Here is an 11,096-nt window from a genome sequence, read left to right as displayed (position 1 = left end):
GCTGGCCGGGCTCACCCTCACCCTGGGCAGCGCGGTCTGCGTCACCGCCCGGATCGGGGCCGGCTGGCTCGCCGACCGGCGGGCCGAGGGACACGTGGCGGTGATCGCCGGGATGCTGGTGGTGGGCGCCGGGCGGGCTGGGGCTGCTCGCCCTGTCCGGCGCGGCGCCGCTGGTGGTCGGCGTGGTGCTCGGCTTCGGCCTGGGCTGGGCGTGGCCGGGGCTGATGAACTTCGCGGTGGTCCGGCTGCACCCGCAGGCCCCGGCCGCCGCCACCTCGATCACCCAGACCGGGGTGTACGCCGGCGGTTGTCTCGGCCCGCTCGCCCTGGGCGCCACCGCCACCGCGGCCGGCTATCCGGCGATGTGGCTCACCGCCGCCGGCGCGATGCTGGCCGCCGCCGCGTTCATGCTGCTCGGCAGCCGGATGCTGACCCGCCGGGGCTGACTTCTGTCGGCATCGGCGACTATCTTGCCGATCATGAATTCCTGGCACCACGCCCAGTCCGCGGCGCGGAAGTGGGGCGGCACCCCGGAGGACTACCTGCCGATCGAGGAGTTCATCGACTCCTCGAAGCAGCTCATCGGGGACGTCCGGCACCGCTCGTTGTACCACCACACCGCCGGCATCTACCTCTGCCAGCGAATCTTCGGCGACACCCTCCAGGTGGGCCGGCGGCGCATCCCCGTCCGCCTGATCGCCGAACGGCACGTACTGGAGGATCTGGGCTGGCTGCCCACGCCCGCCGACTACATCGAGGGGATGCCGATCCGCCCCTGGATGTCCGGCGCCCAGCGCAAGGAACTGCCCCTCTCCACGCTGCTCGGAGGCGACCAGTGAGTCACGTCAACTTCCTCGGCATCCCCGTCGAGGGTGAGATCACTCCCGGCCACCGGACCCCGCAGCGGCCCCTGGCCGAGCTGCAACCCCTGCTCCGGGCGCTCCTGGACGACGAGGCGGTGGTCGAGTTCGGCTGGCGGCAGTACAGGCCCTACTTCAACGACGGCGAGCCGTGCCACTTCGGCATCGACGCCCTCTGGGTGCGGACGACCGCCGACCGGCCCGACGCCGACCCGGACGACCTGCGCGTCGGCAGGTACGAGGACCCCCACCCGACCCTGGGCCGGCGAGGGTGGGAGGCCGGCCGGGAGTCGCCCTACACGGGCCCGGACGAGCCCCGGTACGAGCGGCCCGGGCGCTGGCCGACGCCCTGACCGGAGGGGGCTTCGACGACGTGCTGCTCGACGCGTTCGGTGACCACGCCACGGTCACCGTCCGCCGGGACGGCATCGCCGTGAAGTTCTACCAGCACGACTGACGGGCCCGGGCCGAGGTGAGGCGGCCCAGGGCGGTGCGGCGGTCAGCTGGTGCGGTCGGCGATGTAGTCGCAGAGGGATTCGAGGGCGCCGCGGGAGGGGCCCTGCGGGAGCGGGGCGAGCTGGGCGCGGGCGTCCTCGGCGTAGCTGCGGACGGTCTCCCGGGCCCGCTTGAGCGCCGGGGACTCGCGCAGCAGGCCGAGCGCCTCGGCGTGCAGGGCGTCGTCGACCAGCGGGCCGGTGGCCAGGATCTCCCGCAGCCGCACCGAGGCGGCGTCGGAGTCGTCGGCCGCCCGGGCGTAGAGCACCGGCAGCGTCGACACACCCTCGCGCAGGTCGGTGCCGGGCGTCTTGCCCGACTGCACCGACTCGCTGGCGATGTCGAGCAGGTCGTCGGAGAGCTGGAAGGCCACCCCGATGGTCTCGCCGTAGCCCGCGAGGGCCTCGGTGTGCTCCGCCGACGCCCCGCCGAACATGCCGCCGAAGCGGGCCGAGGTGGCGATCAGCGAGCCGGTCTTCTCGGCGATCACGTGCAGGTAGTGCGCCACCGGGTCCTCGTCGGCCCGCGGGCCGACGGTCTCGGCGATCTGGCCGTGCACCAGGCGGGCGAAGGTGCGCGCCTGGAGGCGGACGGCCTCGGTGCCCAGGTCGGCGGCAAGATCCGCGGCGCGGGCGAAGAGGTAGTCGCCGACCAGGATCGCCACCGAGTTGGTCCAGCGGGAGTTGGCGCTCGGGGCCCCGCGCCGCACTGCGGCCTCGTCCATCACGTCGTCGTGGTACAGCGTCGCCAGGTGGGTGAGCTCCATCACCACGGCGGCCGGGACGACCTGAGCGTGCGTCGGGTCGCCGAACTGCGCCCCCAGCGCCACCAGCAGCGGCCGGAACCGCTTGCCGCCGGCCTCCACCAGGTGCCGGGCGGCCTCGGTGACGAACGGGTCGGCGCTGGCCACACTGGCCCGCAGCTCGGCCTCGACGCCGTCGAGCACGCCCAGCACGGAGGCCTCGACGCGCGGATCGGTGAGATGCACCCCGAGCGCGCCGACCTGACTCGTGCCCGCCCGGCTCCGACGACCGCCGGAGCCGACGACGCCTGAACGCTCGCCAGCCGGAATCACCACGCCTTCAACCATGCCACACCCGTTCGACCTGCTCCGAGCGGGGATACGGGCGCGGGGCCGGCGCGCCATCGCGCACCGGCCCCGCGTCCTCGCCGCAGGCGTCTCACCGTACGAACGCTGCGGCGTCCGTGGCCAGGTCGAGCAGCGGAGCCGGGGCCACGCCCAGGACCAGGGTGGCCACCACGCCGATCATGAGCGCGGTCGCGGTCAAGCCGCCCGGCACGGTGACGGTCGGGGTGCTCTCGCCCGGCTCGGAGAGCCACATCATCACCACGACCCGCAGGTACGGGAAGGCCAGCACCATGCTGGTCAGCACGCCGGCCACCACCAGCCAGGCGTGCCCGCTCTCCAGCGCCGGGCCGAAGACCGCGAACTTGCTGGTGAAGCCGCTGGTCAGCGGGATACCGGCGAAGGCCAGCAGGATGAAGGTGAAGATCCCGGCGTAGAACGGCGACCGGCGGCCCAGCCCGGCCCAGCGGGACAGGTGGGTGGCCTCGCCGTCCGCGTCCCGGACGAGCGTCACCACGGCGAACGCGGCGAGCACCGAGAAGCCGTACGCGGCCAGGTAGAACATCGTGCCGGAGACGCCCTCGCCGGTCGGCGCGAGCACACCGACCAGCAGGTAGCCGGCGTTGGCGATCGAGGAGTACGCCAGCAGCCGCTTGATGTCGGTCTGGGTGACCGCCAGCACCGCGCCGACCAGCATGGTGAGCACCGCGACCACCCCGAGGACCGGGGTGAAGTCCCAGGCCGCGTCGGCGAACGCCACGTGGAACACCCGCAGCAGGGCGCCGAAGGCGGCCACCTTCGTGCAGGCGGCCATGAAGCCCGTGACCGGCGTCGGGGCGCCCTGGTAGACGTCCGGGGTCCAGACGTGGAACGGCGCGGCGGCGGCCTTGAAGAGCAGGCCGATGGCGAGCAGCGCCATCCCGGCGAAGAGCAGCACCTGGCTGGCGGGCGACTCCTTCACCGCGGCGTGCACGGTGGCGAAGTCGACGCCGGCCGACCGGCCCGGGATCCCGGCGGTGAAGCCGTAGACCAGCGCCACGCCGAACAGGAAGAACGCCGACGCGTACGCCCCGAGCAGGAAGTACTTCATCGCCGCCTCCTGGCTCAGCAGCCGCCGGCGACGGGCCAGCGCGCAGAGCAGGTAGAGCGGGAGCGAGAAGACCTCCAGCGCGATGAACATGGTCAGCAGGTCGTTCGCCGCCACGAAGATCAGCATGCCGCCGATCGCGAAGGTGGTCAGCGGGTAGACCTCGGTGGCGCCGTTGCTCCCCTCGGCCTGCCGCCGGTCGTCGGCCGACTCGGCGGTGACCGCGGCCTGGGCGACGAACGCCCCGCCCCGCTCCACCGTGCGGTCACCGATCAGCAGCAGCGCCATCGCGGCGAGCACCAGGATGGCGCCCTGGAGGAAGAGCGTGGGGCCGTCCACCGCGATCGCCCCACCGGCGGTGATCAGCCGGTCGTCGGCGTTGAGCACCGTCATCACCAGCGCGGCGAGCACCGCCAGCAGGGCGAGCGACAGCTGTACGACGTGCCGCCGGCGGCGCGGCACGAAGGCCTCCACCAGCACGCCGAGCAGGGCGACGCCCAGCATGATCAGGATCGGAGCGAGCGCCGCGTAGTCGATCGACGGCAACTTCAGCTCGGTCATTTTGCGGCCTCCTGGACGCTGCCGACCGTCGGGGCGGGATCGGTCCGGCCGACGTCGTTCATGGTCGCCTGGACGGCGGGGTTGATGACGTCGGTGACCGGCTTGGGGTAGAAGCCGAGCAGCACGATCAGGGCGATCAGCGGTGCGACCACGAACTTCTCGCGCAGGCTGAGGTCACGGCGCATGGCCTCGACCTCGGTCAGCTCCGGGTTGAGCGTGCCCTGCGTGGTGCGCTGCACCATCCAGAGCACGTACGCGGCGGCCAGGATGATGCCGAGCGTGGCGATCACCGCGACCGGCTTGTTCACCGTGAAGGTGCCGATCAGCACCAGGAACTCGGAGACGAACGGCGCGGTGCCCGGCAGGGCCAGGGAGGCCAGACCGGCGAAGAAGAGCACCCCGGCCAGCAGCGGCACCAGCTTGCCCGCCCCGCCGAAGTCCTTGATCAGGGCCGAGCCGCGGCGGGCGATCAGCATGCCCACCACCAGGAAGAGCAGGCCGGTGGCGAGCCCGTGGTTGAGCATGTAGAGCACCGCACCGGTGCCGGCCTGGGTGGTGAAGGCGAAGATGCCGACGCCGATGAAGCCGAAGTGCGCGATCGACGTGTACGACACCAGCCGCTTCAGGTCGGACTGGCCGACCGCGAGCAGCGCCGCGTAGATGATGCCGATCAGGCCCAGCGCCAGCGCCCACGGGGCGAACCACTTCGACGCCTCGGGGAACAGCGGCAGGCAGTAGCGCAGGATGCCGAAGGTGCCGACCTTGTCGAGCACGCCGACCAGCAGGGCGGCGGCCCCGGCCGGCGCGGCGCCACCGGCGTCCGGCAGCCAGGTGTGGAACGGGAAAAACGGCGCCTTGATGGCGAAGGCGAGGAAGAAGCCGAGGAAGAGCCAGCGCTCGGTGCCGGTGGAGATGTCCACCTGGGTCAGCGCCTGCCAGTCGAAGGTCTTCCCGCCGACCACCCAGAGGCCGATCACCGCGGCGAGCATGAACAGCCCGCCGACGAGCGAGTAGAGGAAGAACTTCACCGCCGCGTACTGCCGCTGGTGGCCGCCGTAGCTGCCGATCAGGAAGTACATCGGCACCAGCATGACCTCGAAGAACACGTAGAACAGGAAGACGTCGGCGGCGGCGAAGACGCCGATCATCGTGCACTCGAGGATCAGCAGCAGGGCGAAGTAGACCGGCACCGACCGCTTCGACGACTCGGCGTCGTGCCAGGAGGCCAGGATCACCAGCGGCACGAGGATCGCGATCAGCATCAGCATGACCAGCGCGATGCCGTCGGCGGCGAAGGTGAAGTTGACGCCCCAGGTGGGGATCCAGGCGTACGACTCACGGAACTGGAGCCGGTCGCCGTCGGCCTGGAAGGAGACCCACATGACCACGGAGAGCACCAGCACCAGCAGCGACCAGCCGAACGCCACCTGCTTGGCCAGCTCCGGCCGGCGGCGCGGCAGGAAGGCCACCACCAGGGCGCCGACCAGCGGTGCCACGGTCAGCACCGAGAGGAACGGGAAGTTGGACATTATGCGGCCTTACCTCCGTCGTCACTGCGTGGTCCGCCGGCGGGGGCGGCCGGGAAGAGGTCGATCACGCCAGCCACCCCGCCTGCACGGCCAGGAACGCCGCCACCACGAGCAGCGCGCCGGTGAGGATGGACGTCGCGTACGACCGGACGAAACCGGTCTGCAGCCGCCGGAGCCGGCCCGAGCCACCGCCGACCGCCGCGGCGAGGCCGTTGACCAGCCCGTCGACGCCCCGGTTGTCGAGGAAGACCAGCGCCCGGGTGAGGAAGATGCCCGGCTTCTCGAAGACCGCCTCGTTGAAGGCGTCGGTGTAGAGGTTGCGCCGGGCGGCGGTGACCAGCACGCCGGCCGGCTGCGGCGCGGTGGCCGTGCCGTTGCGGAACAGCATCCAGGCGAGCCCGGCGCCGAGGACCGTGACCAGCAGCGAGAGCGCGGTGATCACCCAGTGGGCGAGGACCGCCTCGTGCCCCTCCTCCTGGCCGCCCAGCCCGGCGGTGGCGGTGAGCCAGTCCGGTACGGAGGTGGCCAGCAGGAAGCCGGCGCCGACCGAGCCGATCGCCAGCAGGATCAGCGGGATCGTCATCAGCTTCGGCGACTCGTGCGGGTGCTCGATGTCCTCGGTCCACCGCTTCGGCCCGTGGAAGGTGAGCACGAACAGCCGCGTCATGTAGAACGCGGTCAGCCCGGCGCCGAGCAGCGCGGCACCACCGAAGAGCCAGGCCGTCCAGCCCTCCCGCTCGAAGGCGGCCACGATGATCGGCTCCTTGGAGAAGAAGCCGGAGAACGGGAACATGCCGATGATGGCGAGCCAGCCCATCATGAAGGTGATCCAGGTGATCTTCATGTACTTCGACAGGCCGCCGAAGCGACGGATGTCCACCTGGTCGTTCATGCCGTGCATGACCGAGCCGGCGCCGAGGAACATGTTGGCCTTGAAGAAGCCGTGCGCCAGCAGGTGCACGATGGCCAGCGCGTACGCCGCGCCGCCCAGCCCGACGCCGAGGAACATGTAGCCGATCTGGCTCACCGTCGACCAGGCCAGCACCCGCTTGATGTCGTCCTTGGCGGCGCCGATGACGCAGCCCATCAGCAGGGTCAGCGCGCCGACGCTCACCACGACAAGCTGGAGCGTGGCGTTGGCGGTGAAGATCGGGTTGGACCGGGCGATCAGGTAGACGCCCGCGGTGACCATGGTGGCGGCGTGGATGAGCGCCGACACCGGGGTCGGGCCCTCCATCGCGTCCGGCAGCCAGGCCTGGAGCGGGAACTGGCCGGACTTGCCGGCCGCGCCGAGCAGCAGGAGCAGGCCCAGCGCCAGGACGGTGCCGGCCTGGAGCGCGCCGACGCCGTTGAAGACCTCGTCGTACTGGGTGGTGCCGAGGGTGGCGAACATGATGAAGATGCCGATCGCCAGGCCGGCGTCGCCGACCCGGTTCATCAGGAACGCCTTCTTGCCGGCGGTGGCCGCGCTCGGCCGCCCGTACCAGAAGGAGATCAGCAGGTACGACGCCAGACCGACGCCCTCCCAGCCGAAGTAGAGCATCACGTAGTTGTTGCCGAGCACCAGCAGCAGCATCGCGGCGACGAAGAGGTTGAAGTACCCGAAGAACCGTCGCCGGCCCTCGTCGTGCGCCATGTACTCGACCGCGTAGAGGTGGATCAGGAAACCCACCCCGGTGATCAGCAGGACGAAGACCGCGGCCAGCGGGTCGAAGAGCAGACCGAAGTCCACCTTCAGGTTGCCGACCGTGATGAAGTCCCACAGGCTCAGCTCGACGGACTTGTTGTCCAGGCCGCGGAGCTGGAAGAAGTAGCTGAGCCCCAGCACGAACGCGGCGCCGATGGCGGCCACGCCGAGCCAGTGCCCCCAGCGGTCGGCCCGCCGGCCGAGCAGCAGCAGGATCGCCGCGCTGACCAGCGGGATCGCCACCAGCAGCCAGACGCTGCTCAGCAGGCCACCAGCCGAAGCGTAGGCGACGGCGCCGGTTGGCTCTGCCTGGGCGTACGTCAGAATCTCATCCACCGCAGGGCCCCTCAGTACTTCAGCAGGTTGGCGTCGTCGACGCTCGCGGAGCGCCGGGTCCGGAAGATCGACATGATGATCGCGAGCCCGACCACGACCTCGGCCGCGGCCACCACCATCACGAAGAACGCCATGATCTGGCCGTTGAGGTCACCGTTGATCCGGCTGAAGGTGACCAGCGTCAGGTTGGCCGCGTTGAGCATCAGCTCGACGCACATGAACAGCACGATCGCGTTGCGCCGCACCAGCACGCCGACGGCGCCGATGGTGAAGAGCACGGCGGCGAGGATCAGGTAGTAGTCCGGCGTCATTTGTCTGTCCCCTTCAGCGTGGTCTCCTCGGCGGTCAGCTCCCGCTGCGGAAGGATCGCCGGGGTGCTGCGGTCGGTCAGCCGGCCGTCGGGCAGGCGGGCCGGGGTGGCCACCGAGGAGGAGGTGGCGAAGACGCCGGGCCCGGGCTTCGGACCGGGGTAGTTGCCGGGGCGGAATCGGGACCGCATGGTGGCGACCTGGTCCATCTTGTCCTCCGGGCGCCGCTCGATGTGCGCCAGCACCATCGCGCCAACGGCCGCCGTGATCAGCAGCGCGGAGGTCAGCTCGAAGGCGAAGACGTACTTGGTGAAGAGCAGCCGGGCGATGCCCTGGACGTTCCCCTCGGCGTTGGCCTGCTCCAGGCCGACCGCGGTGACCCCGTCGAGCGCCCGGTAGAGGCCGGTGCCGACCAGGCCGGCGAAGCCGAGGCCGAGCAGCACCGCGGCGACCCGCTGGCCGCGCAGCGTCTCGATCAGCGAGTCGGAGGCGTCCCGGCCGACCAGCATCAGCACGAAGAGGAAGAGCATCATGATCGCGCCGGTGTAGACGATGATCTGCACCATGCCGATGAACGGACCCGCCTGGAGCACGTAGAACACGCCCAGGCAGAGCATGGTCAGCACCAGCCAGAGCGCCGAGTGCACGGCGTTGCGGGCCCAGACCATGCCGATCGCGCCGATCAGCGCGAGCGGGGCGAGGATCCAGAAGGTGACCTCCTCGCCGCCGGACACCTGGCCCGCCGCGGCGAGCACCGTCTGCGTGGTCATGCTCCCGCTCCCTTGCCTGCCGCGGACCCGTTGGCGGCGGCCCGCTGGGCGTGCTGCTCGGCGCCGGGGAAGGTCACCCCGGGGTGCTCCTCCACCTGGTACCGGCCCGGGCTGTCGGCCGCGTGCTCGGCGCCGGCCGAGGTGCCCGGGTTCGTCAGCGCGCCGACGTAGTAGTCCTTCTCGCTGTCACCCAGCCGCATCGGGTGCGGCGGCTGCTCCATCCCCGGCAGCAGCGGCGCGAGCAGCTGCTCCTTGGTGAAGATCAGGTCCTGCCGGTTGTCCCGGGCCAGCTCGTACTCGTTGCTCATGGTGAGCGAACGGGTCGGGCAGGCCTCGATGCAGAGTCCGCAGAAGATGCACCGGGCGTAGTTGATCTGGTAGACGCTGGCGTACCGCTCACCCGGCGAGAAGCGCTGCTCGTCGGTGTTGTCGCCACCCTCCACGAAGATCGCGTCCGCCGGGCAGGCCCAGGCGCACAGCTCGCAGCCGATGCACTTCTCCAGGCCGTCCGGGTGCCGGTTGAGGATGTGCCGCCCGTGGTAGCGCGGCGCCGACACCGGCGGCTTGAACGGGTAGTCGGTGGTGACGACCTTCCTGAACATGTGCGAGAAGGTGACACCGAAGCCCTTGAACGTTCCGGTGATCGCGCCCACGTCACACCTCCCTGGAGTCCGAGCCGGCGATGTTGGCCGGCTCCCGCTCGGCGACCACGCGCTTGGTGCGCGGGCTCGGTGGTACCTGAAGGTCCATCGGGGGCAGCGGGAAGCTGCCGTGCGGCCGACTGTTGACCTGTTCCTGCACGGTCGGCTTCCGCTCCGGCCGGCGGCTCGGCCAGAAGAGCGTCACCAGCAGCAGCACGCCCGCGCCGATGGCGGTGGCGAGCAGCCGGTCCCGGGACTGCCAGTCCTCGATCGAGCGCAGCCCGGACAGGACCAGGATCCAGACCAGGTTGATCGGGAGCAGGACCTTCCAGCCGAGGCGCATGAACTGGTCGTAGCGGAGCCGGGGCAGCGTGCCCCGGAGCCAGACGAAGACGAAGACCAGGATCAGCACCTTGCCGAAGAACCAGAGCATCGGCCACCAACCGGAGTTGGCCCCGGCCCAGAAGGTGGTGATCGGCGCGGGTGCCCGCCAGCCGCCGAGGAAGAGCGTCGTGGTGACCGCGGACATGGTCACCATCGAGACGTACTCGGAGAGCATGAAGAGCGCGAACTTCAGCGAGCTGTACTCGGTCATGAAGCCCGCGACCAGCTCGGACTCCGCCTCGGGCAGGTCGAACGGCGCCCGGTTGGTCTCACCGACGGTCGAGATGAAGAAGATGATGAAGCTGGGCAGCAGCAGGATCGCGTACCAGCCGGGGGCCGGGAGGTCGAAGCCGCCGATGCTGAGCTGGGTGCCGTTCGCCTGGGCGGCGACGATCCCGCTGGTAGACATCGTGCCGGCGGTCATGAACACCGCCACGATGCTCAGCCCCATCGCGACCTCGTACGAGATCATCTGGGCGCTGGAGCGCAGGCCGCCCAGCAGCGGGTACGTCGAGCCGGAGGCCCAGCCACCGAGCACGATGCCGTAGATGCCCATCGAGGAGCAGGCCAGCAGTACCAGCACCGCCACCGGCACGTCGGTGACCTGCAACGGCGTCCAGTGGCCGAAGATGCTCACCATCGGGCCGAACGGCACCACCGACAGGGCGGTGACCGCGCAGATCACCGAGATGGTCGGCGCGAAGAAGTAGACGACCTTGTCGGCGGCCCGCGGGAGGATGTCCTCCTTGAAGGCCATCTTCAGGCCGTCGGCGAGGGTCTGCAGCAGGCCGAACGGGCCGACCTGGTTGGGGCCGGGCCGCACCTGCATGTAGCCGACGACCCGCCGCTCGAACCAGACGCCGAGCAGCGTGGCCAGCAGGCCGAAGACGAAGGCGAAGACGATCTTGCCAAGGACCAGCCACCACGGGTCCTTGCCGAAGTCGGCCAGCGTCGGGTCCTGAGCGAGGTAGAGCGCGCTCACTGGTTACCCCCAGCGTTGAGGAGCGGACCCGGACGGTCGGCCTCGTCCGCCGCGACCCGCCCGGCCGGGATGGCCGTGCCGGTGGCGGCGGGGACGGAGATCCGTACGACCGCGCCGGACGTCGCGCCGAGGCTGCGCCGGACGGTCGAACCGGGTGAGTTGGTCGGCAGCCAGACGACGCCGTCCGGCATCTCGGTGATCTCCGCCGGCAGGGTCAGCGCCCCCCGGTCGGTGCCCACCGTCACCGGGTCGCCGTCGGCGACGCCGAGCGTCTCGGCAGTGCCCTTGCCCAGCCGGACCACCGGCGGGCGGGCGGTGCCGGCGAGGTGCTGCGTCGCCGTCGGTCAGGCTGCCCAGGTCGATCAGCTG

General features: G+C 70.9%; 10 protein-coding genes and 2 pseudogenes. 3 read left to right on the top strand and 9 right to left on the bottom strand.

Going from position 1 to position 11,096, the window contains the following annotated elements; translation table 11 throughout:
• The 3 genes and pseudogenes from JNW89_RS15970 to JNW89_RS15960 all read left to right on the top strand — a co-directional run.
• Nucleotides 1-446 (top strand): annotated as a pseudogene (locus JNW89_RS15970) (MFS transporter); the annotation flags it as partial.
• Nucleotides 447-479: 33 nt separating this feature from the next.
• Complete coding sequence (locus JNW89_RS15965) at nucleotides 480-839, top strand: DUF6915 family protein (protein WP_238449521.1); 360 nt, start codon at nucleotides 480-482, stop codon at nucleotides 837-839.
• Nucleotides 836-1,213, top strand: coding sequence for a hypothetical protein (locus JNW89_RS15960; protein ID WP_238449520.1), 378 nt, complete (start codon nucleotides 836-838; stop codon nucleotides 1,211-1,213). Before JNW89_RS15965 ends, JNW89_RS15960 begins: the two co-directional genes overlap by 4 nt.
• Before the next feature lie 146 nt (nucleotides 1,214-1,359).
• Here the strand turns inward: JNW89_RS15960 and JNW89_RS15955 are convergent, their stop codons facing one another.
• From JNW89_RS15955 to JNW89_RS15915, 9 genes and pseudogenes are all read right to left on the bottom strand, one after another.
• Entirely contained in the window at nucleotides 1,360-2,445 is a 1,086-nt protein-coding gene (locus tag JNW89_RS15955; RefSeq protein WP_238449519.1) for a polyprenyl synthetase family protein, read from the bottom strand.
• Nucleotides 2,446-2,536: 91 nt separating this feature from the next.
• Complete coding sequence (gene nuoN, locus JNW89_RS15950; protein ID WP_238449518.1) at nucleotides 2,537-4,090, bottom strand: NADH-quinone oxidoreductase subunit NuoN; 1,554 nt, start codon at nucleotides 4,088-4,090, stop codon at nucleotides 2,537-2,539.
• A complete protein-coding gene (locus JNW89_RS15945; RefSeq protein WP_238449517.1) occupies nucleotides 4,087-5,619 on the bottom strand; it encodes an NADH-quinone oxidoreductase subunit M in 1,533 nt (510 codons plus the stop codon). The genes nuoN and JNW89_RS15945 overlap by 4 nt, the downstream gene beginning before the upstream one ends.
• Before the next feature lie 64 nt (nucleotides 5,620-5,683).
• A complete protein-coding gene (nuoL, locus tag JNW89_RS15940; RefSeq protein WP_238449516.1) occupies nucleotides 5,684-7,642 on the bottom strand; it encodes an NADH-quinone oxidoreductase subunit L in 1,959 nt (652 codons plus the stop codon).
• A gap of 11 nt (nucleotides 7,643-7,653) precedes the next feature.
• Entirely contained in the window at nucleotides 7,654-7,953 is a 300-nt protein-coding gene (gene nuoK / locus JNW89_RS15935) for an NADH-quinone oxidoreductase subunit NuoK (RefSeq protein WP_088959269.1), read from the bottom strand.
• Nucleotides 7,950-8,720: an NADH-quinone oxidoreductase subunit J gene (locus JNW89_RS15930; protein ID WP_238449515.1), complete on the bottom strand. Its 771-nt coding sequence runs from the start codon at nucleotides 8,718-8,720 to the stop codon at nucleotides 7,950-7,952. Before JNW89_RS15930 ends, nuoK begins: the two co-directional genes overlap by 4 nt.
• Nucleotides 8,717-9,373: an NADH-quinone oxidoreductase subunit NuoI gene (nuoI, locus tag JNW89_RS15925; protein WP_238449514.1), complete on the bottom strand. Its 657-nt coding sequence runs from the start codon at nucleotides 9,371-9,373 to the stop codon at nucleotides 8,717-8,719. The genes JNW89_RS15930 and nuoI overlap by 4 nt, the downstream gene beginning before the upstream one ends.
• 1 nt (nucleotide 9,374) lies before the next feature.
• Nucleotides 9,375-10,727, bottom strand: a complete 1,353-nt coding sequence (nuoH, locus tag JNW89_RS15920) for an NADH-quinone oxidoreductase subunit NuoH (RefSeq protein ID WP_238449513.1) — start codon at nucleotides 10,725-10,727, stop codon at nucleotides 9,375-9,377.
• Nucleotides 10,724-11,096 (bottom strand): annotated as a pseudogene (locus JNW89_RS15915) (molybdopterin dinucleotide binding domain-containing protein); the annotation flags it as partial. The pseudogene JNW89_RS15915 and the gene nuoH, both read right to left, overlap by 4 nt.

The sequence above is a fragment of the Micromonospora sp. 4G55 genome, from assembly GCF_016803375.1.
This window is presented reverse-complemented; position numbering and strand designations above follow the sequence as displayed.